Annotated in this window: 20 protein-coding genes; 11 read left to right on the top strand and 9 right to left on the bottom strand. The window is 68.1% G+C overall.

Features of this window, described 5'->3' with window-relative positions:
- Nucleotides 1-122: 122 nt before the first annotated feature.
- Entirely contained in the window at nt 123-794 is a 672-nt protein-coding gene (locus tag EV649_RS16330; protein WP_130384296.1) for a DUF1707 domain-containing protein, read from the top strand.
- Here the strand turns inward: EV649_RS16330 and EV649_RS16325 are convergent, their stop codons facing one another.
- Entirely contained in the window at nt 795-2,477 is a 1,683-nt protein-coding gene (locus EV649_RS16325) for a phospholipid carrier-dependent glycosyltransferase (protein WP_130384295.1), read from the bottom strand. It abuts the gene before it with no gap.
- A 63-nt stretch (nt 2,478-2,540) separates the two neighbouring features.
- Here EV649_RS16325 and rsmI point away from each other — a divergent pair, with 63 nt between their 5' ends.
- Together rsmI and metG are read left to right on the top strand one after the other, a co-directional pair.
- A complete protein-coding gene (gene rsmI / locus EV649_RS16320; protein WP_130384294.1) occupies nt 2,541-3,383 on the top strand; it encodes a 16S rRNA (cytidine(1402)-2'-O)-methyltransferase in 843 nt (280 codons plus the stop codon).
- A gap of 29 nt (nt 3,384-3,412) precedes the next feature.
- On the top strand, nt 3,413-4,978 hold the full coding sequence (metG, locus tag EV649_RS16315) for a methionine--tRNA ligase (RefSeq protein WP_130384293.1): 1,566 nt from the start codon (nt 3,413-3,415) through the stop codon (nt 4,976-4,978).
- Here metG and EV649_RS41380 read toward each other — a convergent pair.
- The gene (locus EV649_RS41380) at nt 4,975-6,222 is read right to left on the bottom strand and encodes a helix-turn-helix transcriptional regulator (RefSeq protein WP_130384292.1); all 1,248 of its coding nucleotides are present in this window, start codon (nt 6,220-6,222) and stop codon (nt 4,975-4,977) included. The genes metG and EV649_RS41380 overlap by 4 nt on opposite strands.
- 140 nt (nt 6,223-6,362) lie before the next feature.
- Here EV649_RS41380 and EV649_RS16305 point away from each other — a divergent pair, with 140 nt between their 5' ends.
- Nucleotides 6,363-7,274, top strand: a complete 912-nt coding sequence (locus EV649_RS16305; protein ID WP_130384291.1) for an NADP-dependent oxidoreductase — start codon at nt 6,363-6,365, stop codon at nt 7,272-7,274.
- Here EV649_RS16305 and EV649_RS16300 read toward each other — a convergent pair.
- The 5 genes from EV649_RS16300 to EV649_RS16280 are packed head-to-tail and all read right to left on the bottom strand — an operon-like array spanning nt 7,271 to nt 12,502.
- Nucleotides 7,271-8,182: a phytanoyl-CoA dioxygenase family protein gene (locus EV649_RS16300; RefSeq protein WP_130384290.1), complete on the bottom strand. Its 912-nt coding sequence runs from the start codon at nt 8,180-8,182 to the stop codon at nt 7,271-7,273. The genes EV649_RS16305 and EV649_RS16300 overlap by 4 nt on opposite strands.
- Nucleotides 8,179-9,459: a sugar ABC transporter substrate-binding protein gene (locus EV649_RS16295; protein WP_130384289.1), complete on the bottom strand. Its 1,281-nt coding sequence runs from the start codon at nt 9,457-9,459 to the stop codon at nt 8,179-8,181. The genes EV649_RS16300 and EV649_RS16295 overlap by 4 nt, the downstream gene beginning before the upstream one ends.
- Before the next feature lie 13 nt (nt 9,460-9,472).
- Complete coding sequence (locus EV649_RS16290; protein ID WP_130384288.1) at nt 9,473-10,282, bottom strand: carbohydrate ABC transporter permease; 810 nt, start codon at nt 10,280-10,282, stop codon at nt 9,473-9,475.
- Complete coding sequence (locus EV649_RS16285) at nt 10,279-11,193, bottom strand: sugar ABC transporter permease (protein ID WP_241998264.1); 915 nt, start codon at nt 11,191-11,193, stop codon at nt 10,279-10,281. The genes EV649_RS16290 and EV649_RS16285 overlap by 4 nt, the downstream gene beginning before the upstream one ends.
- Complete coding sequence (locus tag EV649_RS16280; RefSeq protein WP_130384287.1) at nt 11,186-12,502, bottom strand: glycoside hydrolase family 36 protein; 1,317 nt, start codon at nt 12,500-12,502, stop codon at nt 11,186-11,188. Before EV649_RS16280 ends, EV649_RS16285 begins: the two co-directional genes overlap by 8 nt.
- A 76-nt stretch (nt 12,503-12,578) precedes the next feature.
- On the opposite strand from EV649_RS16280, the gene EV649_RS16275 reads away from it, so the two are divergent.
- Complete coding sequence (locus EV649_RS16275) at nt 12,579-13,496, top strand: helix-turn-helix domain-containing protein (RefSeq protein WP_130384286.1); 918 nt, start codon at nt 12,579-12,581, stop codon at nt 13,494-13,496.
- Here EV649_RS16275 and EV649_RS16270 read toward each other — a convergent pair.
- Nucleotides 13,468-15,606, bottom strand: a complete 2,139-nt coding sequence (locus EV649_RS16270; RefSeq protein ID WP_198682526.1) for a discoidin domain-containing protein — start codon at nt 15,604-15,606, stop codon at nt 13,468-13,470. The genes EV649_RS16275 and EV649_RS16270 overlap by 29 nt on opposite strands.
- 165 nt (nt 15,607-15,771) lie before the next feature.
- On the opposite strand from EV649_RS16270, the gene EV649_RS16265 reads away from it, so the two are divergent.
- A complete protein-coding gene (locus EV649_RS16265; RefSeq protein ID WP_130384284.1) occupies nt 15,772-16,194 on the top strand; it encodes an SRPBCC domain-containing protein in 423 nt (140 codons plus the stop codon).
- 23 nt (nt 16,195-16,217) lie between these two features.
- On the opposite strand, the gene EV649_RS16260 is transcribed toward EV649_RS16265, so the two are convergent.
- Nucleotides 16,218-17,189, bottom strand: a complete 972-nt coding sequence (locus tag EV649_RS16260) for a type IV toxin-antitoxin system AbiEi family antitoxin domain-containing protein (protein WP_130384283.1) — start codon at nt 17,187-17,189, stop codon at nt 16,218-16,220.
- A gap of 148 nt (nt 17,190-17,337) precedes the next feature.
- On the opposite strand from EV649_RS16260, the gene EV649_RS16255 reads away from it, so the two are divergent.
- The 5 genes from EV649_RS16255 to EV649_RS16235 all read left to right on the top strand — a co-directional run bounded on the left by EV649_RS16255 (nt 17,338) and on the right by EV649_RS16235 (nt 22,064).
- Nucleotides 17,338-18,249 carry a TatD family hydrolase gene (locus EV649_RS16255; protein WP_130384282.1) on the top strand — a complete coding sequence of 304 codons (912 nt, stop codon included), beginning with the start codon at nt 17,338-17,340 and terminating at the stop codon, nt 18,247-18,249.
- Between the two features lie 9 nt (nt 18,250-18,258).
- Nucleotides 18,259-18,873 (top strand): nitroreductase family protein, encoded by a 615-nt coding sequence (locus tag EV649_RS16250; protein WP_130384281.1) that lies wholly within the window; start codon nt 18,259-18,261, stop codon nt 18,871-18,873.
- Nucleotides 18,874-19,091: 218 nt separating this feature from the next.
- Nucleotides 19,092-20,219 carry a resuscitation-promoting factor gene (locus EV649_RS42025; protein WP_130384280.1) on the top strand — a complete coding sequence of 376 codons (1,128 nt, stop codon included), beginning with the start codon at nt 19,092-19,094 and terminating at the stop codon, nt 20,217-20,219.
- Nucleotides 20,220-20,234: 15 nt separating this feature from the next.
- Entirely contained in the window at nt 20,235-21,113 is an 879-nt protein-coding gene (gene rsmA, locus EV649_RS16240) for a 16S rRNA (adenine(1518)-N(6)/adenine(1519)-N(6))-dimethyltransferase RsmA (protein WP_130384279.1), read from the top strand.
- A gap of 18 nt (nt 21,114-21,131) precedes the next feature.
- Complete coding sequence (locus EV649_RS16235) at nt 21,132-22,064, top strand: 4-(cytidine 5'-diphospho)-2-C-methyl-D-erythritol kinase (RefSeq protein WP_130384278.1); 933 nt, start codon at nt 21,132-21,134, stop codon at nt 22,062-22,064.
- Nucleotides 22,065-22,142 lie beyond the last annotated feature (78 nt).

Genomic DNA, 22,142 nt, shown 5'->3' with positions numbered 1-22,142 from the left:
CCATCAACCATTTGAGCCGCCCGAAAACGGTTGGTGGGTGCTCAAGGACGCCATTCATCAGGGTCGGTTCCGGGATTAATCGGGGTCCTCACGGAGCCCGTTACGATATATCGTTCCGTTTTATGGAGAACCTGCCCGACCGCCCGCACCCGCACGCACATCTGCGGGCGTCCGACATCGATCGTGACCAGGTGGTCGACGTACTGCGGGATGCCCTGATGTCGGGCCGGTTGACGCAGGAGGAGCACTCCGAGCGTCTCGAGCAGACCCTGGAGGCGAAGACCCTCGGCGAGCTCGAGCCGATCACCCGCGACCTCGTCGTACCCGGTCAGCCGACGCCAGTGGCGCAGCCTGCCGCGGCCGCGTCGACCAGCCTGGTGCCGATCGAGGAGCCGGCCGACCCGGAGCAGAGCTTCGACACGATGGTGGCGATCTTCGGCGGCGGCGAGCGGAAGGGCCGCTGGCGGGTGAAGCGCCGTACGAATGCGTTCGCGGTGTTCGGCGGGCACGATCTGGACATGACCAACGCGGTCTTCGAGGGCCGCGAGGTGACGATCTGGGCGTTCGCGGTGTTCGGCGGCATCGACATCACCGTCCCGGAAGGCGTGACGGTCCGCAACGAGGGCGTCGGCATCTTCGGCGGCTTCGGCGCCCGCGGCAGCGACGACCCGGACCCGAACGCGCCGGTCGTCGTGGTCAAGGGCCTTGCCCTGTTCGGCGGCGTCGGCGGCCAGTCCTCAGCCAAACGCCACGGCAAGAAACTCAAAGGCAAAGGCCACCACGAGCTCCACTAGCTAGATCCAGGTCTTGAACCACATGCGGCTGAGCCAGTCCGGGTGCGGGAGCACCTCGTCGGTCAGGATCGGCCAGATGTAGGCGAAGTTCAGCACGACGAGGACGACGAACGCGCCGACCACCGCAGTGCCGATCAACCGGCGCGGAGTCGCCGTACTCATCGCTTCTCGAGCCGGGCCGAGGACCTTGCCGAGGATCAGCGCCAGGGCCATCACCGTGAACGGGATCATCGTGACGGCGTAGAAGAAGAAGATCGGCCGGTCGTCGAACGCGAACCACGGCACCCAGCACGTCACGAACCCGACGATCGGTATGCCGAGCCGCCAATCGCGCGTGCCTATCCACAGCACCAGCGCCGCGATCAGTGCGAGCGCACCTCCCCACCACAACAGCGGCGTACCGAGGGCAGAGATCACCTGCAGACAGTTGGTCCCGGTGGGTGCGTTGCAGCCCGGCGTACCGGGCTTGATGTCGTTGACCGCGTCGAAACCGATCGGGCGGGCGATGATCGGCCAGCCGGCCGGGTTCGAGGCGTACGGGTGGGTGGCGTGCTTGATGTAGTCGCCGGTGTGGAAGGCGAGGACTTCCTTGTGGTACGCCAGCAGCGACCGGAAGTCGTCCGGCACGACCTTCATCACGCCGTGCGCCGGGTTGCTCGCGGCCCAGTTGTGGTCGTAGGCGTTGTCGTGCAGCAGCCAGCCGGTCCAGGTCGCGACGTACGTGACGACCGCGACCAGCACCAGGCTGACGAACGCCGGGATGCCGTCGACCAGGGCCGACTTCACGAACGCGAACCGTACGCCGAGCGCACGCCGGGCCCCGAAGTCCCAGGCGAACGCCATCACGCCGAACGCGGCGAGCACCCAGACCGCCGACCACTTGGTGCCGAGCGCGAGGCCGAAGCAGATACCCGCGGCGATCCGCCACGGCCGGATCAGCAGCCAGCGGCCGATCGTACGGCGCTCGCCGTCGGTGACTGGCTTGTCGAGGGTGTCGGCGTGCCGGCGGCGGGTCCAGTCGCGGTCGGCGACCAGGCAGGAGACCGCCGCGACCAGCCAGAACGCGAGGAAGATGTCGAGCAGCGCGACCCGGGACATCACGAAGTGCAGGCCGTCGACCGCGAGCAGCAGGCCCGCGATGCAGCCGATCAGGGTCGACCGGGTCATCCGGCGTACCGTCCGGATCAGCAGCAGCACGGTCAGCGTGCCGAACAGCGCCGGCATGAACCGCCAGCCGAACGGGGTCATCCCGAACAGCTGCTCACCGGCGGCGATCATCCACTTGCCGACCTCGGGGTGCACGGTCAGGCTCGGGGTGTCCTTGAAGACGTCCAGGTTGCCGGCCAGGATCGCCTTGTCCGCGGCGCCCTCCGGCTGGTCGATGAACTGCCGTGCGTAGCCGAACTTGAGCAGGCTGTACGCGTCCTTGGCGTAGTACGTCTCGTCGAAGACGAACTTCACCGGGGTGCTGAGGTGCCAGAACCGCAGTACGCCGGCCAGCACGGTGATCACCAGCGTGGCGATCCAGCCGCCGTCGAAGTCCCGCGGCATCGCCGGGTACAACCGCTCCTTGAGCGGCGGGAGCCGTCTCCCGAGCACGTCCCGCCCGAGCGTCTCCCGCTCCGCGCCGGCGTCACTCCGCCGTACCGTTCCGTCCTCGATCACAGCAGCCACGCCCGCCATCGTACGGACGCCCCGGTACCACCGCCTCCCCGCGTCGGTGCGAGCGGCTGGGATGATGACCGGATGAGCGGGCGGCTGGTGTTGGCTGGGAGTCCTATTGGGGACGTGTCGGATGCTTCGCCGCGGTTGGGGCGGGTGCTGGCGGAGGCGGACGTGGTGGCCGCGGAGGATACGCGGCGGTTGCGGCGGCTGACGTCCGGGCTGGCGATCCAGCTGAGTGGGCGGGTGGTCAGCTACTTCGAGGGGAACGAGCGGGAGCGTACGCCGGAGTTGCTGCAGGCGCTCCTGGACGGGCAGACCGTGGTCGTGGTGACGGACGCGGGGATGCCGAGCGTGTCGGATCCGGGGTACCGGCTGGTCGCGGCAGCGATCGAGGCCGACGTCATCGTGACCGCCGTACCGGGGCCGTCGGCGGTGCTGACGGCGCTCGCGTTGAGCGGGCTGCCGGTGGACCGGTTCACGTTCGAGGGGTTCCTGCCGCGCAAGCCGGGCGAGCGGGCGCGACGGCTCGGCGAGCTCAAGGACGAGCCGCGGACGATGGTGTTCTTCGAGGCGCCGCACCGGCTCACGCAGTCCTTGGAGGCGATGGCCGAGGCGTTCGGCGCTGACCGGCGTACGGCGGTGTGCCGGGAGCTCACGAAGACGTACGAAGAGGTGAAACGCGGCCCGCTGGACGAGCTCGTGACCTGGTCGAAGGAGGGCGTCCGGGGCGAGATCACCCTGGTGGTGGCCGGCGCGGACCCGCACAAGGTCATGACGCCGGAGGACCTGGCGCGGGAGGTGGCCAAGGACGAGGAGGCGGGTACGCCGCGCAAACAGGCGATCTCCGACGTCGCGAAGCGCTTCAACGTCCCGAAACGGACCGTGTACGACGCCGTACTCGCTGCTCGGGACCCTGGTAAATAACACTGGCGCCCGGCACTACCCTTAATTACATGTCCGAGAAGGCCTATTACGTCACCACCCCGATCTACTACGTCACGGCCCCGCCGCACATCGGCAGCGCCTACACGACGGTGGCCGGGGACGTCCTGACGCGCTGGCACGCGCAGCGCGGCGAGCGCAAGTGGTACCTCACCGGTACCGACGAGCACGGCGAGAAGGTGATGCGCAGCGCCGAGGCACAGGGCATGTCGCCGCAGGCGTGGACGGACAAGTTGGTCGAGGAGGCCTGGAAGCCGGCGTGGGCGGATGTCGACATCGCGTACGACGACTTCATCCGGACCACCGAGCAGCGGCACACCGAGCGGGTCCGCGAGTTCTGGCAGAAGCTCTACGACAAGGGCGACGTCTACAAGGGCGAGTACGAGGGCCTGTACTGCGTCGGCTGCGAAGAGTTCAAGCTCCCCGCGGACATCCGCACCGACGAGGACGGCACGCAGCGGTGCATCATCCACGGCACCGAGCTGGAGACGGTCTCCGAGACCAACTACTTCTTCCGGCTCTCGGCGTACGGCGACAAGCTCCTGGAGCTGTACGAGTCGCAGCCGGACTTCGTCGCGCCCGCGAGTGCACGCAATGAGGTGATCGCGTTCGTCAAGCAGGGCCTGCAGGACCTGTCGATCACCCGGTCGACGTTCGACTGGGGCATCCCGGTCCCGTGGGACGAGGACCACGTCCTCTACGTGTGGATCGACGCACTGCTGAACTACGTGACGGCCGCGGGCTACGGCACCGACCCGGAGCGGTTCGAGGAGCTGTGGCCGGTCGACGTACACCTGGTGGGTAAGGACATCCTCCGGTTCCATGCGGTGATCTGGCCGGCGATGCTGATGGCCGCCGAGGTCGCCGTACCGCGCCAGGTGTTCGCCCATGGGTGGCTGCTGGTCGGCGGCGAGAAGATGAGCAAGTCGAAGCTGACCGCTATCGCGCCGCACGAGATCACCGACCACTTCGGCTCGGACGCGTTCCGGTACTACTTCCTGCGCACGATCCAGTTCGGGTCGGACGGCTCGTTCTCGTGGGAGCACCTGAGCGCGGTCTACACGTCCGAGCTCGCCAACGGCCTGGGCAACCTGGCCAGCCGGATCGCGGCCATGGTCGGCAAGTACTTCGACGGCGCGCTGCCGGAGCCGACCGACCACGGACCGGCCGAGCAGGCGCTGGCGGACAAGCTCGCGCAGACCGTCGCGACCGCGGACAAGGCCCTGGACACCCTCGCGTTCCAGGACGCCCTGGCCGCGATCAACGAGCTGGTCGGCGCCGTGAACGGGTACGTCACCGAGCAGGAGCCGTGGAAGGTCGCCAAGGACGAGTCCCAGCGAGCCCGCCTGGCAACAATCCTCTACTCCGCCGCCGAGGTCCTGCGCGCCGTCGCCGTACTCCACAACCCGACGATGCCCAAGGCCGCCGCAAAGCTGTGGGAACTCCTCGGCGCCGAAGAAAAACTAGGCGCCCTGACCGACCAACGAGTCCAGGACACCGGCACCTGGGGCCAACTCCCCGCCGGCGCCACCCTCACCAAGGGCGACCCGCTGTTCCCCCGCCTCGAAGAGTCCTAGACCGCTGTTGCGTGGTAGAGGGCGGCGGCTTGGGTTCGGGTGCTGACGGCCAGTTTGGTGAGGATGTTGGCTACGTGGAATTTGACCGTTGACTCGCTGATGTGGAGGTCGTCGGCGATTGAGCGGTTGCGCTGACCCTGCGACAGGCGTTCGAGGACTTCTAGTTCGCGGGCGCCTAGGGCGGCCAGGGGGTCGGACGCGACGGTGAGTGGGGCTTGTGAGGTGCGGAGGGTGACCCGGGCCGTCAAGCCCCAGCCGGGTACGGCGTCGAGGTCCAGGTCGCCCTCGTGCAGGCGGAGCCGCTCGGACAACTGCCCTAGATCGAGTACGTTCGCCAACCGCCCGGGACCGTCGTCACGGATCGTGGACAGCAACTCCTTGCCGTCCCAGCGCCAGGCCACGCGGATCCGGCGTACGTCGTCCTGGGTCAGCATCGCCAGCACGACCGACCGGACCGCGACCCGGGCGGCGTGCGCGACGGCCGCCGGGATCAGCTGATCGTTGCCCGGGGCATCCAGTTCGAGCTCGACCGGGCCGTGCCGGAGCAGCGCCCGCAGCGAGTCCGCGAGCCGGTCGAAGGCGCGGCCCGCCGGCTCCTCGCCGCTGCACACCCGGTCCCGCTGGGTGTCGGTCCGCAGCTCGGCGAGGCCGTTGAGCGCCATCTCGACGGCCATCGTCCGCGCCGCGGCGTCGTCGATCCGCTGGTTCCGCAGTACGCCGAGGATCGTCGCGAGGGTTGCCGCATGAGCTTCCCCGAGCTCGGCCGCGAGATCGTTCCGCGCTTCCGCGATCGCGCGATTCTGGGCCAACGCGCCGGGCTCGCGTTCGAGGGTCAAGCGGTACATGTGGGCCGTGACGACGTCCCACAACGCCTGCAACGTCCGGTCAGCGGTCGTCGGGGCGTCCGACGTGCGGATGAAGACCACCACCGAACCACGCGGCGCCCGGTCGCTCGAGACCGCGAGGACGGGATGCTGCGCACCGGCGATCGGGATGACGCCCTGCCACGGTTGCCCGGCGGTCACCGTACCCAGGAGGCCTGCCAGATCCGCTCCCGTGATCGCGCCGCTCACGGCTGGATCGCCGTACGCCGTGACCGGTGTGGACGCGCACTGCGAAGCGAGCTGGGCCACCGCGCGGTGCGGGATCAGGTCCGCGGTCACGAGGGACAGCCGCTGGAGCAGCTCCTCGGTCGGCCCGTCGATGACCTGGGCCGCCGCCGCCAGTACCTCCGCCGCCTCCATGCCGTTCAGAGTACGTCGGTTGACGCATCCACCCGGGCCCGTCTTTCGGACGGTGGACAACTGTCCGAACGGCCAGTCGGGAATGCGGCGGCGTCCCGCAACCTTTATTGAAGCGACAACCAATTCATGGAGGCAGTGCTATGCGAGCGGTCGTGTTCGAGGAGTTCGGCGGTCCCGAGGTACTGAAGGTGCAGGACGTCGAGGAGCCGCACGCGGGTCCCGGGCAGGTGCGGATCAAGGTGCGCGCGGCCGGGGTGAACCCGATCGACTTCAAGGTGCGCCGTGGCTGGACGAAGGGGTTCATCGACCCGGTGTTCCCGGCCGTTCCGGGGCTCGAGGTGGCCGGCGTGGTCGACGAGGCCGGTGACGGCGCCGAGTTCGCGGTCGGCGACGAGGTGGTCGGCTGGTCCGACGGCGGCTCGTACGCCGAGTACGCGATCGGCGGGAACGTGGCGCGCAAGCCCGCGGGCGTGAGCTGGGAGCAGGCAGTCGCTGTACCGGTGGCCGGTGAGACCGCGCAGCGCGTGCTCGATCTGCTCGGCGTGAAGTCCGGCGAGACGATCCTCATCCACGGTGCGGCAGGTGCCGTCGGTTCGGTCGCCGTACAGCTCGCCAAGGCGGCCGGTCTGACCGTTGTCGGTACGGCGTCGCCCGCAAACCACGAGTACCTGCAGTCGCTCGGCGCGGTCCCGGTCGAGTACGGCGATGGCCTGCTGGAGCGGGTGCGGGCGGCGGCTCCGGTGGGTGTGGACGCGGTGTTCGACACAGCCGGGTTGGGTGGCCTGAAGGAGTCGGTCGAGCTGCGCGGCGGCACCGAGCGGATCGTCACGATCGCTGACTACGCGGCGGCGGGCGAGCTTGGCGTCACGATGTCCGGCGGCGGCGGGACTACCGAGTCCATCCGGTCCGGCCTGGAGGCGCACCTGCAGGCGGCGGCCGACGGCACGCTGCGGCCCCGGATCGCCCAGACCTTCGAGCTCGCGGACGCGGCCAAGGCCCAGGAACTGAGCGAGTCCGGCCACGCCCGCGGCAAGATCGTCATCCAGCCTTAGGCATAAGCGAACCGGGACGGCGGCGTCGGTACGTCGTCCACGCGCGGATCCCAGCGATCCACGAACCGCACCCCGGCCGGGACCTCGACGCAGTCCGTCGAGGTCCAGCCGCGGGTGAGGGTCGAGAAGTCCGGCACGTCCGGGTGGTAGTGCGGCTTCCCGGTGCCGAGCAGGTCGCGGGCCATCGGCGCGCTCAACGCCTGGTACCGGACGTCGGCCGACAACCGCAGCTGCTTCGTCCGGTTCGGCATCGCGCCGTGCACGGTCAGACTCCCGAACAGCAGCACATCGCCCGGCTGGTACGACGTCGTACGCCACTCCGGATGGTTCTCGTCCGCCTCGGCCCGCATCATCCCCGGCCCGTCGGACGCCTTCACCGGCAGTACGCCGAGCCGCGGCGAACCGGCCAGCACCCGCAACCCGCCGATCTCCGGCGGTGCCGCACTCAACGGCAGCCAGGTCGTGAGCGTGTCGACCGACCCTTGGATGAACCGGTAGTCCTGATGGATCGGCGTCGGATTCGCCCCCGGCGACGGCGGCGCGATCCGGCAGATGTGCGCCGGGTGCGCGAACGCCTCCTCGCCCAGCAACCGGCCGGCGAGCTCCAGCAACTCCGGTCTCACGGCCAACCGATGAAACGCCTCGGTGCTCTGAATCGCCGTATAGGCCCCGAAGAACCCCGCCGACCCTTCCTCCACGGCCCGCCCCGACGCGACCAGTTCCCGCGGATCAGCATCCCGCGCCAACCAGTCACTGTCGTAAAGGATCCGAGCCAACTGCTCGTGAACGTCCGCCACCACTTCGCGAGGCAATAGCCCCCGGAAGAACAAGTAACCATCGCTCGCGAGGCGAGATCGCAGTACGCCGGCATCCTGGAAGTCGTCGTACGAGTCCGTCAGTTCTTTCACTTGTCGTTTCCGATCTTGTCCATGGCGGTCGCGATGTCGGGTACGCCGACCTTGTCGAGGTACAGGTCGTTGACGGTCTTGTTGATCTCGGGGGACTTGGCGGTCCAGCCTTCGGCGATCGGGAGGTTGACGGTGCTGCCGGCGGCGGAGTCGAGGAACGGCTGGACGTCGATGCCCTTCTGCTTCCAGAACGCTTTGTAGCCGGCGCCCGCGTTGTTGAGGGCCGGGATGATGTAGCCCGCGTCGCCCATCAGCCGCTGTGCCTTCTCCGAACCGAGGAACGCGACCAACTTGCCGGCCTCGTCGGGGTGTTTCGTCTTCGCGAACATCGCCTCGGAGAGCCCGTTGATCACCACGGTCCGCCCGGCCGGGCCGGCCGGCATAGCGGCGACCCCGATCGGGAACTTCACCTCGGGCAGTGCGAACGGCAGCAGCGCGTTGTTCGCCGGGAACATCGCGACCTCGCCGCGGTAGAACATCTCGGTCGCCTGCCCGGTCGGCGGGTTGGTCCGGGTGCCGTCCGGCGACACCTTCCACTTGAACACCAGGTCCCGCGCGAACTGCAGGGCCTCGACCGATTTCTGGCTCGCGAAGTCGAAGGCGCCGTACGGCTTGTCCATCGCGTGGCCGCCGTTCGACGCGATCCAGTTCAGCCACTGGGTCTGGCTGTGGTTCCAGGAGCAGAAACCCCACTGCTTGCTGCCGACGGTCAGCTTGCGGGCCACCTCGAGGAAGCTGCCCGAACCGTCCGGCGCCCAGGTCAGCTCGGCCGGCATCGTGACCCCGGCCTTCGTGACCAGGTCCTTGTTGTAGAGCAGTCCGACGATGCCCATGTCCTTCGGCATCCCCAGCTGCTTGTCCTCGAACTTGTACGACTGCACGACGTTCGGGTGGTACGAGTCGAGTTTGAGTCCGGCTTTCGAGATCAGGTCGTCGAGCGGCGCGAGGACGCCCTTGCTCGCGAAGTCCGGGAAGTAGTCGACGGTCAGCCAGAACACGTCCGGGGCCTTGCCGCTGGCGAGTTCAGTGGTCAGCTTGGTCCAGTACTGGTCCCACGGCAGCACCTCCATCCGGACGGTGATGTCTGGGTTCTGCTTGGTGAACTCCGCGAACACCGCCTTGTAGCCGACCTCCTGCTGCTCGTCCCACAGGCGGTACACGAGCTCGACCTTGCCGCCGCCACTGCTCGCCTTGTCGTCGGACGACCCGCAGCCGGCCAGAGCGAGCACACTGCCGGCGCCGATCAGGAACGTCCGCCGGGAAACGCTTCGAGACATGAGATCCTCCGAATTACTTGAGCCCGGTGACCGCGACCGAGCGGACGATGAAGCGCTGGAAGACGATGAACAGCACGAGCAGCGGCGCCAGCGCGATCAGGCTGCCGGCCATCACGGCGTTGTAGTCGACGCCGATCTCCCCCTTGAACAAGGCGATCCCGACCGAGAGCAGCCGCTTGTCCTCGCTGCTGGTGACGATCAGCGGCCACAGGAAGCTGTTCCAGTTCGCCACCACGGCGAGGGTGGTGACGGTGACCAGGATCGGTTTCGACAACGGCAGCACGATCGACACCAGCGTCCGGACCCGCCCGGCGCCGTCGATCCGGGCCGCGTCCTCGAGATCCGCGGGGATGCCGCGGAAGAACTGGCGGAGCAGGAAGATCGCGTACGGCGTACCGAGCATCGTCGGCAGCATCAACCCGGCCCAGGTGTCGACCAGCCCGAGCTTCTGCATCATGAGGTACAGCGGGATCATCGTGACCACCGGCGGCACCATCAGTGTCGACAAATACACCCAGAACAATGCGTCCCGTCCCGGGAACGAGAGGCGTGCGAAGGCGTACGCCGCCAGGATCGCGAACACCACCTGCCCGAGGGTGATCCCGGCCGTGACCAGCGCGGTGTTGACCAGGTAGCCGCCGAAGCCCGAGTTGAACAGTCGCTCGAAGGCCGCCGTACTCGGTGGCAGACCGGGCTCCCACGGCATCGTCTCCGACAGTTGCCCGGGGCCCTTGAAGGCGGTGAGCACGGTCAGGAAGTACGGGAAGATCGCGAACAGGCAGCCGGCCACCAGGACGGCGTACGTGAAGATGCGCAGTCTCATCCGGACACCTCATAGGTCGTACGGCGTTCGAAGTAGACGAACTGGGAGATCGTCGCGATCAGCACCACCGCGAACAGCAGCACCGAGATCGTCGAGGCGTAGCCGAAGTCGAACTTGCGGAACGCCTCGTCGTAGATCAGGTACGTCGCGACTTCGGTGCTGTCACCGGGGCCGCCCTCGGTCATCACGAAGATCGTGTCGAACGCCTGGAACGATCCGATCACGTTGGTGATCAGGACGAACAGCATCGTCGGCCGCAGCAGTGGCAGCGTGATCGTGAAGAAGTGCGCGACCGGGGATGCGCCGTCCAGCGACGAGGCCTCGCGCAACGACCGCGGGATGTTCTGGAGACCGGCCAGGAAGAACAGCATGTTGTACCCGGCGAACTGCCAGATGTGGACCGCGGCGACGCTCGGCATCGCCAGCACCGGCGACGACAGCCACGCCGGACCGTCGATCCCGAACACGCCCAGGAACTGGTTCAGCGCGCCGCGGCCCGGGTCGAAGATCCAGCTCCAGACCAGGCCGAGCGCGACCGGCGTCGCCATCCACGGGATCACCAGGAGCGCCCGGAAGTACTTCATCCCGCGCAGTTTGCGGTCGACCAGGAGTGCGAGCAGTAGCGAGAGGATCGTCGTACCGGGCACGCAGATCACCACGTAGTACACGGTGACCAGCAGCGAGTGCCAGACGTCGGAGTCGGTGAAGAGCTTCTGGTAGTTGGCCAGCCCCACGAACTCAGGAGTCGAGAGCAACTTCCAGTCGAACAGGCTGAGCACCAGCACGATCGCGACCGGCGCCAGCAGGAAGCCGAGGACGCCGACCAGGCTCGGCGCCAGCAGCGCGTATGCCACGGCCGTCTGTCGCCCGCGTCCGATCCGGTGGGTACGCCGGGGCGCTCGCCTAAGCATCGGGATCCTTCAGCGGATGCGGGCGCGGCGAGCTCGGGACGAGGAGTTCGCGGGTGCGATCGAGCCCCCACCGGTCGAGCTCGCCGATCGGGTCGCTCGACATCCGCAAACCTGGACCTTGAGAGATGTGTTGTGCCCAGAGCTCGCGCTCCTGGACGTCGGGGCGCACGATCAGGCAGTCCGAGTCGTTCGCCCACCAGCGGCCGTGCAGGAACTCGCGCGCCACCGAGGTGGACCGCGCGCCCCGCTGGCCGGGCTGGCTGATGTCGCCGGACGGTGGGTCGACCATCGGATCCGTGTCGGGCGAGATCCGCATGCAGTCGACGAGTCCGAGGCTCGGGAGGATCGGAGCGCCGCAGCCGTGCAGGATCCGGTTGGGTCCGACGGCTTCGCGCAGCAGCCGCATTCCGTGCCGGTACGCCGCGACGCCGTCGACCTGCTCGTGGCGCGGTCCGTCGATTGCCCCGGCGTACACGAAGTCGAGCTTGAAGTGGTCGTAGCCCTGGCGGCAGAGCTCGGTGAAGACGTCCTGGATGTGGTGCGCGGCGCCCGGGTGCGTCACGTCCAGAACCAGTTGCTCCTGGCCCCAGTTGGTGCCTGCGCTGATGCCGGGGACCAGCCACTCCGGGTGCCTGCGCGCCGTCTCGCTGTCGCTCGCGACCAGGAACGGGGCGACCCAGATACCTGCGCGACGACCGCTCGAGCGGATGTCGGCGGCGAGCCTAACGGTCGACCCGAAGTCGTCACGCGGCGTCAGCCAGTCGCCGATCGCGGACTGGTACCCCTCGTCGAGAAGGACGAGGTCGACGCTCAGGTCATGTACGTCGAACTGGCGTACGTCGGTCATCACGTCGCGTTCGGTGACCTTGCCCCAATACGCGTACCAACTGCACCAGGACGGTCCGAACACGCGCACCGGCGGCGCACCGGCCGCGAAGGTGTCGGCCCAATCGGCGAGCGCCTGATTGGGGTTGGCCTGCGTCGACGTTGTTTGCTGTACGGCGCCATCGGCCGAGATGACCAGCCGGTCGCCGCGGAGGTCGGCGCGGATCGACGGCACCTCGTCGGGACCGGTTGCCGCGATGATCGTGACCTCGCCGGCCGTCGCGACCGCGAGCAGACCCTCGCCCTGGAAGCGGCCGGCGTCGACGCCGGGGCGGTACGCCATCACGTGATGATTCGGCGCCGTCGGACGCGGTGGACGCGCGTCGAGCCGGTACCAGCCGCTCGGGCTCCACGACTGCCACCCGTGCTCGAAGACCAGCGTGGAGGCGTCGTACTCGAGCTCGGCGACGGGGCTGAAAGGCACGGATCCCTCGTTTCCCTAGGGTGCAGGATCTTGCTGACGTTCCGCTAATCTTGGGGTGCCTACGAGGAGATTCACCATGACGGAGCCTGCTGACTTCGAGCACGATCTTGCTACCCAGGTGCTCATCGAGCTGTACAGCGAGATCCCGCCGCCGAGCAAGTTGGTGACCGGCCACTTCCACAGCGGCGGCGACTATCGCGTCGTACGGCCGGACGGGGTGGGTAGTTGGTACCTGCTCTACACGGCGTCCGGCGCGGGGCGGTACATGATCGGCCAGAACAAGCTGATGCTGCGGCACGGGGACGTCGTACTGGTCAGTCCTGGGACGCCGCACGACTACGGGACCGTCGGGACGTACTGGGAGTCCTGGTGGGCGCACTTCCAGCCGCGGCGCGAGTGGCACTCGTGGTTGTCGTTGCCACAGGCAATGCCCGGACTGTCCTACGTGCGGTTGACCAGATCCTCGGAGACGGACCGTGTGGTGTCCGCGTTCGATCGGCTGCATCGCGACGCGCAACGCGCCGGGCTGTCCCCGACCGGCGACACCGAGCTGCACCTGCTGGAGAAGAGTGTCGCCACCGAGCTGACGATGAACGGCATCGAGGAGGTGCTGCTGACCGCGGTCGCGAGCCTGCGCCGGGAGACGCAACACCTGGACGCTCGCGTGCACCTGGTGCTCGAGGCAATCACCGCCGACCCGGCCCGGCCGCACACCCTGACGTCACTGGCCGGGCTCGCGCAGGTATCCGTGTCCCGCCTCGCGCACCTGTTCAAGGAGCAGGTCGGTGACTCGATCATGAACGTCGTACTCGCGCTCCGGCTGCAGCGCGCGGCCGAGCTGCTCGGTGCCACCGACATGTCCGTTGCGCAGATCGCGGCGGCGGTCGGATTCGACTCTCCGCACTACCTGAGCCGCCAGTTCGGCCGTCGGTACGGCCTGTCCCCGACGGCCCATCGCGCCGCGGTCAGGAAGCCGGAGCTAGAGCTATATTGAGCTCGGTCGCCGCCGCGTAGTCGGCCCCGCCGGCCAGTCCCACGAGTCGCACGTAGCGTGCCGTCGTACCCGCCGGGAACCGGGCGATCTTCGCGTCGACCGTGCCGTCCCAGGATCCCTTCGCCACCGACGTGAACGTAGTGCCGTCCGTGCTCGTCTGGACGTCGTACGACGAGATGCGGCCGTTCGGTACGTCGGCGTCCTGGCGCGGCGTGTAGACGAGCGCTTCGATCGCGCGGGGCGTCTGCAGGTCGAGGGTGATGTACTGCGGGAGTGGGGCATGTGGACTCCAGTTCGAGTGCCACATGGTTGTGCAGCTGCCGTCGATCGCGGCGGACGCGCTGTACGCGGACGATCCCTGGCTCGTGGCGGTCGCCGTCATCTCGTTCTGCGGTAGCAGAGTCAGCGGACCGAACGGTCCGTCGGCCGGTGGCGGCGTACCCGGGATCGCGGTCACCCGTCCGAGATTCGGTGCCGTGAGCAACGGATGGGTCCGCAGATAGTTGAGGAAGACCTCCTGGCCCATTCGCGGCGCCCGGTCGAGAGCGGCGTACTGCTGGAAGCCCGGATAGCCGTACTGCGTTCCGTGCAAGGGCATCGCCGCACTCGTCGTGACCCGGTAGGTCTCGTCGAGCTGCATTGGCTTGCCGTTGATCAGGACCTTGGCCGGATCGACGCGGTCACCGACCGGCCGCCCGAGGTCGTAGGTGTAGCGGAAGTTGGCTGAAGTCGCGAGCGCGGACAGTCTGCTGCAGCCGTACGCCGGCGGGATCCACTGTTGCTCCAGGACGGCCTCGACCGTCGAGCCCTTCATCGACAGCGTGGTAATCGGCGAGATCCCGGCGACCGGCCACGCCTCGCCGTACGTCACCGTGCCGGCTTCCAGACCGGCGGCGATCACGTCGATGCCGAGATCGGCCGGTACCAGCGCGAAGTCGCCGTCGGCCTCGGCCTTGTAGAGGTCCGCGACCAGGTTGCCGGTGCGGCTCTCCGCGGTCCGCGCGAAGTCGAGGTCTCGATCGAGCTTGGTGAGCGGCTCCTGCTGCCGGGCCGTCCACTTGTCCATCCAGTACTTCACGATGTTCTGGATCCCCGGGTCCGGCGTGACGTCCTTGGTGACCGCGTGGTTGGTGGCCGTGGTCTTCGAGCGGATCACGTCACCGGTCCCCGGATCGAGTTCCAGGTTCACCTCGCCGAGTACGCGCCCGTGGTTGCTCGCCTCGAGCACCGGCCGCGGTACGCCGTTCGGGTCCGGGATCATGCAGTTGAACGCGGTGTGCCAGTGGCCGCCGAGGATCACGTCGATATCGGGGGACATCGCCCGGGCGGCGTCGAAGATCGGACCGGTCGGGTTCTTGCACTCGTCGTACAGGCCACCCTGCTGACCGCCCTCGTGCATGCTGACCACGATCGCGTTCACGCCTTGGGCCTTCAGTTCGGCCGCGGCCCGGTTCGCCGCGTCGACGAGGCCCTGGAACTCGAACCCCGACCCCTCGATCGACAGCGTCTCGGTCGGCGTCCCCGGGAAGCCGAGCCCGATGAACCCGATCCGCTGCGAGCCGGCCTGCGCGATCCAGTACGGCGGGAGCACCGGGCGCTTCGTCCGCGGGTCGACGATGTTCGCCGCGTGATACGCGTAGTCGGTGCCGTGGAAATTCTGGCCCTTCGAGTCCTTGAAGCAGCTGTCGAAACCGGGCTTGCCGTAGCAGGCGCCGGTGGTCATCCGGTGCAGGAACGGGAACTCGCGGTCGAACTCGTGGTTGCCCGCGACATCGAAGTCCATGCCGAACGCGTTGAGCACCTCGATGGTCGGCTCGTTCGCGAACGCCTGGGTGTAGTCGGGCCAGCCGCTGAACTGGTCACCCGAGCCGATCAGGAAGCTGTTCGGCTTCCGGAGCCGGTCGAGATGTGCCTTCAGGTACCCGGCGCCGCCGACCTGCTGCGTGCCGGACGGGCCTGCGATGGTCAGGTTCTCGGTCTCGGACAGGTAGCCGTGCAGGTCGGTCAGGCTGAGGATCTGCACCGGGATCGGTGCGGCGGCGTCGGCCGGTAGCGCGGTGGTTCCCACCACCAGGCCGAGAAGGGCGAGAACTGAGCTGATCCGGGACATCGGCTGCTCCTGTCGGTCAGGCGGAACCTCGGTGCAACGTACTGGCCGCCGTACGCCGGAGGACATGGCCTCGAATGCTGACTTCCTGCACGATCCGGCTGACGCTTTTCTACAAGCGCATGGCGGAGGGGAACCGTACTGTCGGGGGCAGAAGGGAGTTTCACAATGACTGGGTATCTGGCCGTGGCCGAGATCGACATCGACGCGCCGACCGCGCGAGTGTGGAACATACTGACGAGCCCGGACCAGCTGAAACAGCTGTGGTTCGGCGCCGAGGTGGAGACCGACTGGAAGGTAGGCAGTCCGATCACCTGGACCGGCGAATGGGAAGGCAAGCCCTACCAGGACAAGGGCGAAGTCCTAGCCGTAGAACCCGGCCGGTTACTGAAGTTCACCCACTTCAGTCCCCTCACGGGCCAACCCGACGTACCGGAGAACTACCACACCCTCACCTACACCCTCACCGCCAACACCCACCTAAAACTAGAACAAGACAACAACGCTTCCGAAGACGAAGCCAAACACTCCCAAGACATGTGGGAACAACTGGTGACGAAGGTCAAGTCCGCCGCCGAATCCTCCGAATAGCGGGTTGTTTGACCGCTGACGGGTTACAGCGCGCCAGCGGTCACATAACCCGCCACCGGACCGGAGCGAGCGATGGCCCGGCGGAGTCGGGCGAGGAGGGCGGCGGGGTCTGCCAGGTCGGGCCAGGTGACGCGGACTACTTGGTAGCCGAGGTCGCGGAGGCGGTCCTCGCGGAACTTCTCCGCGACCAGGGCATCCCGGCCGCCGTCGCCGTACTTCACGGCTCCGTCGAACTCGACGATCACGCCGTACTGCTCGAACAGAAAGTCGACGCGTGCGACGAGTACGCCGTACTCGTCGCGGATCTCCGCCTGAGGTAGGGGAGCGGGCAGGCCGAAGCCCGCCAGGGCTACTCGTAGCCACGACTCTCCGACCGACTCTGCCCGGCCGTCGCCGAACTCGACCGCACGGCCGGCTGTGCGGATACCGCTGCGTCTGGCGAACGGTTCGAGTGCATCCGTCAACTGCGCGGGCGTGGCAACCCGCAACCGCAGCGCCTGGTCCACGACTGAGACCGCCACCGGGTAGCTGGTTGCTCGCACGGTCTCGACCACGGCTCGCGCGGCGTGCGTCGTCCGTACGCCGTCCATCTCGCACACCACGTCGACCGCCGGCCGGGCAGCGTGCTGGCAGACCGCACCATCGGACCGACCGGCACCGAGCAACCTGGTCACATGTACTCGGCGCAGATCCAGCTCCGACACCCGTACGCCGTGCAGCAGCAACGCCGACTGATGGCTCACGACCGCGCGAGCGTGCAGGCGGTGGTAGACCGCCCGCGCCGTACGCACATGAAGCCAGACAGCCTGCTCCCACAGCGGCATCGCCTCGACAGCAGGTCCACGTTCCGCGTAGGCACCGCGCGTTATCCGCACCCACCGCCCGGACCCGACGTGCCTGCGGAGATCAGCATCGGAGTACCCGGCAACAATCGCGTCCCGCCGCGAGAACCACCCACCACGCCCCGCAGCCGCCACTTCCAACCTGAGATTCATGCCTAAGAACATGCCGCGAACCGCCTCCCTCACCTCACCCGACTTTCGCGCCTGTGGACAACTCCCGCTGCCGGGTTGTTTGTCGGCTGACGTGCTGCAACCCGCCAGCGGTGAAACAACCCGGTAGCGACTCAGTAATCTGGGGCTTATGGGTGATGGTGTGGAGGTGGGTCGGCCGACTCGGGAGCGGGCTGCGGTGGGGGAGGACGGGCGGTCGCGGGATCGGAGCCGGCCGGCGGTTCCTGATCCGTTGCCGATGAGTGTGGTTGATGCGCATTGTCATCTTGATATCGCCGACGGGGAGGACGGGGACTGGCTGAGTCCGGCGGAGGCGATCCGGCTGGCCAAGTCGGTCGGTGTGACCCGGATCGTCCAGGTGGGTTGCGATCTGCCGGGCGCGGTGTGGGCGGTCGAGGCCGCCACGACGTACCCGAACCTGATCGCCGGCGTCGCCCTGCACCCGAACGAGGCGCCGAAGCTGAAAGCAGCCGGTGAACTGGAGAGTGCACTGGCCGAGATCGAGCGGCTCGCGGCGAGCAGCGACAAGGTCCGGGTGATCGGTGAGACCGGGCTCGACTACTTCCGTACCGGTGAGGACGGGCAGGCCGCGCAGCACGAGTCGTTCGCCGCGCACATCGAGCTGGCGAAGCGGCTGGGCAAGACGCTGATGATCCACGACCGCGACGCGCACGACGACATCCTGCGGATCCTGGATCGCGAAGGCGTACCGGACCGGGTGGTGATGCACTGCTTCTCCGGCGACACCGAGTTCGCCCGCGAATGCGCGAACCGCGGCGCGTACCTGAGCTTCGCCGGCGTAGTCACCTTCAAGAACGCCCAGTCCCTCCGCGACGCCCTGGCCGTCACCCCCCTCGACCGCATCCTCGTCGAAACCGACGCCCCGTACCTGACCCCGTCGCCGTACCGCGGCAAACCGAACGCGTCGTACCTCATCCCGCACACCGTCCGCAAAATGGCCGACGTCCTCAACATCTCCGTCCCCGAACTCTGCACCGCCCTCAACGACAACGCCAACCGCGCCTTCGGAGGCTCCTGGTAGACAAGCGTCATGGAGTTCAGTGAGGTTGTGCGGCGGCGGCGGATGGTGCGGAACTACGACCCGGATCGGGCGGTGCCGGACGACGTTCGCGAGCGCATTCTGGGGAACGGGTTGCGGGCGCCTTCGGGTGGGTTCAGTCAGGGGTGGGCGTTCCTGACGTTGGAGGGCGACGAGCGGGAGCGGTACTGGCGGATCGCGGCCGAGGATCCGGATCCGAAATATGTTGAATGGATCACAGGGCTGCGCCGGGCGCCGTTGCTGATTCTGGCCTTCGCGCACAAGGACGCGTACCTCGATCGGTACACCGAGGCGGACAAGGGCTGGACCGATCGCGACGAGGGTCGCTGGACCGCGCCGTACTGGTACGTCGACACCGGGATGGCGGTCCTGCTGATGTTGCAGACGGTCGTCGACGAAGGCCTGGGAGCCTGCTTTTTCGGGCCTCCTGCGGACAAGGTGGGTCGATTGCTGAAGGAGTTCGGCGTACCCGAGGGGTTCGATCTCGTCGGGGTGCTGTCGGTCGGTCACCGGGCCCCGGACAAGCGCTCGCCGTCGCTGAAACGGGGGCGCCGGACGACCGCCGAAGTGGTGCATCGGGGGCAGTGGGGCAATCACACGGTGTAAGGACTCCGTTACACCTTTTTACGACTCGCCGACCAGGGGATTGGCACTTCCGCGACTTCTTCGTTATGGTCCCGTGATGTTGGCCGGGATCGGGGAAGGTTCCGGGCACAGCACGCCCCTCGGCGTCGACCACAGGCTCCAGGCCTCCAGCCTGGCGCTTTCGGCCGGTGCCTGTGCTGGCCCACCCCGTGCCCGGGTAGCCCTACCTGGGAGCGTTAGTGCGTAAGTCCATCATCGTGGCCGTCGGTGCGACGGCTGCGTTCGCCGTCGCAGGCGGCTCCGTGGCGTATGCCGCGAAGAGCAAGACGGTCACTGTCTCCGTCGACGGCCAGGTGCGGAAGGTGCACACCTTCGGCTCCACCGTGGCAGACGCCCTGAAGGCCGAGAAAGTTCAGGTCGGTGAGCACGACGTCGTCGCGCCCGGCGTGGACTCGAAGCTGCAGGACGGCCAGGAGATCGCCGTGCAGTACGGGCGGCCGCTGACTGTCAACGCGGACGGCGCCAAGAAGGCCTACTGGACCACCGCCGACAGCGTGAACGAGGCGCTGGCCGATCTGGGTCTCCGCTACGACGGCGCCCAGCTGTCCACCAGCCGGAGTGCGCCGCTCGGCCGCCAGGGCCTGGAGCTGACCGTCACGACGCCGAAGACCGTGCAGATCGTGCACCTCGGCAAGACCGTGACGATCAAGTCGCTGGCCGGCACCGTCGGTCAGGCCCTGACCGAGGCGAAGGTCCGCTGGGACTCCGACGACCGGATCACCCCGGCCGCCGCGACCCCGCTGAAGCTCGGCGTGAACAAGATCGGTTTCGTGCAGGTCCTGCAGAAGACCGTCACGAAGACCGAGGCGATCGCGCACGGCACCGACGAGACCAAGTCGGCGACGCTGGAAGTGGGCACCAAGAAGACCACGACCAAGGGCACCAACGGCTCCAAGGCCGTCACGTACCTGTACACCTACCTGGACGGCAAGCTGTCGGCCACGAAGGTGGTCGGGTCGAAGCTGGTGGCCAAGGCGGTCGACGAGCAGGTCGTGATCGGCACCAAGCCGAAGCCGGAGGAGCCGACCACCACGACCACCGAGACCGACACGCCGACGAGCAGCAACGTCGGTGCGTGGGACCGGATCGCCGAGTGCGAGTCGGGCGGCAACTGGTCGATCAACAGCGGCAACGGGTACTACGGCGGTCTGCAGTTCGACCACGGCACCTGGGCTGCCTACGGCGGTACGGCGTACGCCTACAACGCGAACGGTGCGTCGAAGGCGCAGCAGATCGCGATCGCGGAGAAGGTCAAGGCCGACCGCGGTGGCTACGGCGCATGGCCTGTCTGCGGCCAGCGCGCCTAGTGACAAACTGACGAGGTGACCTCGTCTGATTCATCCACGTCCGCCGGACCGAGACTTCTCGGTCCGGCGGACGTGCGTTCGCTGGCCGCGTCCCTCGGGGTCCGCCCGACCAAGCAGCGCGGCCAGAACTTCGTCATCGACCCGAACACGGTGCGCCGGATCGTTCGGGCCGCCGAGCTGACGGAGAGCGAGACGGTCCTCGAGATCGGCCCGGGCCTCGGGTCGCTGACGCTCGCGCTGCTCGCGGACGGGCACCGGGTCACCGCGGTCGAGATCGACCCGCTGCTCGCGCAGGCGCTGCCGTCGACCGTCGCGGCGTATGCGCCGAACCAGGCCGACAGGTTGACCGTGGTCGAGGCGGACGCGATGGACGTAACGCCGGCGGAGATCGGCGAGCCGACCGCTTGCGTGGCGAACCTGCCGTACAACGTCGCCGTACCCGTGCTGCTGCACCTGCTCCGGGTCTCGGACTCGCTGCGGCACGGCCTGGTGATGGTGCAGTCCGAGGTCGCGGACCGCCTGGCGGCCGGACCGGGTTCGCGGACGTACGGCGTACCGTCCGCAAAGGCCGCGTGGTACGCCGACGTACGGCGCGCCGGACCGATCGGACGGAACGTCTTCTGGCCGGCGCCGAATGTGGACTCCGGGCTGGTCGCGTTCGAGCGCCGCGAGCCCCCCGCGACGGAGGCGAGCCGCGAGGAGGTGTTCGCGGTGATCGAGGCCGCGTTCTCGCAGCGCCGTAAGACGATCCGGTCCGCGCTGGCCCGCTGGATGCCCGACCGTGCACGGCTCGACGAGGTGCTCAGCGCCGCAGGGATCGACCCGCGAGTGCGCGGGGAGATGCTCGGGATCACGGAATTCGCCGCACTCGCAGGTGCAGGTCGGACTGTGTAAGGCACTAACCTGTGCGACGTGCCACCTTCTGCTGAGGTCACGGTGCGGGCGCCGGCCAAGATCAATCTCGGTCTGTCGGTCGGTCCGCCGCGTCCGGACGGCTTCCACCCGGTCGCGACGGTGTATCAGGCCGTTGCCCTGTACGACGACGTGACCGCGGTACTGCGGGACGACGACGGCGAGGTCTCGGTCGAGATCTCCGGCGACTTCGCGGACGACGTACCGACCGACGAGACCAACCTCGCGGTGCGGGCCGCGCAGCTGCTGCAGGCGGAGTACGACGTCGACGAGGGCGTCGACCTGACGATCCGCAAGACGATTCCGGTGGCCGGCGGGATGGCCGGCGGATCGACTGACGCGGCAGCGACCCTGGTGGCGTGCAACCGGCTGTGGGGCCTGCAGTTGACCCAGACCGAGCTGCAGCACCATGCGGCCGAGCTCGGTAGCGACGTGCCGTTCTGCCTGGTCGGCCACACCGCGCTCGGTCAGGGACGGGGCGAGCAGGTCACCGAGGTGATGTCCCGCGGGACGTTCCACTGGGTGTTCGCGATCGCTGACGGCGGGTTGTCGACGCCGGACGTCTACCACGAGCTGGACCGGATGCGTCCGTTGCGCCGCGTCGAGGCGCCGCAGGTTCGTCCGGAGCTGATGTCCGCCCTGCTGTCCGGGCAGCCCGGCGCACTCGCCGTTGCGCTCAGCAACGACCTGCAGGCCGCGGCGTTGTCGCTGCGTCCCGAGCTGGGCGAGACGCTCCAGTTCGGCCTCGACCAGGGTGCTCTGGCCGCGCAGATCTCCGGTTCCGGCCCCACCTGCCTCTTCCTCGCCGCTGACAGCCGCAGCGCCGTCGACCTGGCCGTGGAGCTCGCCGAATCCGGCCGCTGCCGCATGGTCCGCCAGGCCGAAGGCCCCGTCCCGGGCGCCCGGATCCTCCCGGCGATCGTCAGCCGCTAGGAAAATCGCTCGTCCTCGGGCTCTGGTGGTGTTACCGTCCGAGCAGAGACCCCATCGACTCAGACAGGAGACCGGGAT

The organism is Kribbella sp. VKM Ac-2569 (genome assembly GCF_004216905.1).
In the GTDB taxonomy this organism is placed as follows: domain Bacteria; phylum Actinomycetota; class Actinomycetes; order Propionibacteriales; family Kribbellaceae; genus Kribbella.
This window is presented reverse-complemented; position numbering and strand designations above follow the sequence as displayed.

Coding starts and splice junctions, on each gene's coding strand:
- EV649_RS16330 (WP_130384296.1), top strand. CDS start 123: ATGGAGAACCTGCCCGACCGCCCGCACCCGCACGCACATCTGCGGGCG.
- EV649_RS16325 (WP_130384295.1), bottom strand. CDS start 2,477: ATGGCGGGCGTGGCTGCTGTGATCGAGGACGGAACGGTACGGCGGAGT.
- rsmI (WP_130384294.1), top strand. CDS start 2,541: ATGAGCGGGCGGCTGGTGTTGGCTGGGAGTCCTATTGGGGACGTGTCG.
- metG (WP_130384293.1), top strand. CDS start 3,413: ATGTCCGAGAAGGCCTATTACGTCACCACCCCGATCTACTACGTCACG.
- EV649_RS41380 (WP_130384292.1), bottom strand. CDS start 6,222: ATGGAGGCGGCGGAGGTACTGGCGGCGGCGGCCCAGGTCATCGACGGG.
- EV649_RS16305 (WP_130384291.1), top strand. CDS start 6,363: ATGCGAGCGGTCGTGTTCGAGGAGTTCGGCGGTCCCGAGGTACTGAAG.
- EV649_RS16295 (WP_130384289.1), bottom strand. CDS start 9,459: ATGTCTCGAAGCGTTTCCCGGCGGACGTTCCTGATCGGCGCCGGCAGT.
- EV649_RS16290 (WP_130384288.1), bottom strand. CDS start 10,282: ATGAGACTGCGCATCTTCACGTACGCCGTCCTGGTGGCCGGCTGCCTG.
- EV649_RS16285 (WP_241998264.1), bottom strand. CDS start 11,193: ATGCTTAGGCGAGCGCCCCGGCGTACCCACCGGATCGGACGCGGGCGA.
- EV649_RS16275 (WP_130384286.1), top strand. CDS start 12,579: ATGACGGAGCCTGCTGACTTCGAGCACGATCTTGCTACCCAGGTGCTC.
- EV649_RS16270 (WP_198682526.1), bottom strand. CDS start 15,606: ATGTCCCGGATCAGCTCAGTTCTCGCCCTTCTCGGCCTGGTGGTGGGA.
- EV649_RS16265 (WP_130384284.1), top strand. CDS start 15,772: ATGACTGGGTATCTGGCCGTGGCCGAGATCGACATCGACGCGCCGACC.
- EV649_RS16260 (WP_130384283.1), bottom strand. CDS start 17,189: ATGAATCTCAGGTTGGAAGTGGCGGCTGCGGGGCGTGGTGGGTGGTTC.
- EV649_RS16255 (WP_130384282.1), top strand. CDS start 17,338: ATGGGTGATGGTGTGGAGGTGGGTCGGCCGACTCGGGAGCGGGCTGCG.
- EV649_RS16250 (WP_130384281.1), top strand. CDS start 18,259: ATGGAGTTCAGTGAGGTTGTGCGGCGGCGGCGGATGGTGCGGAACTAC.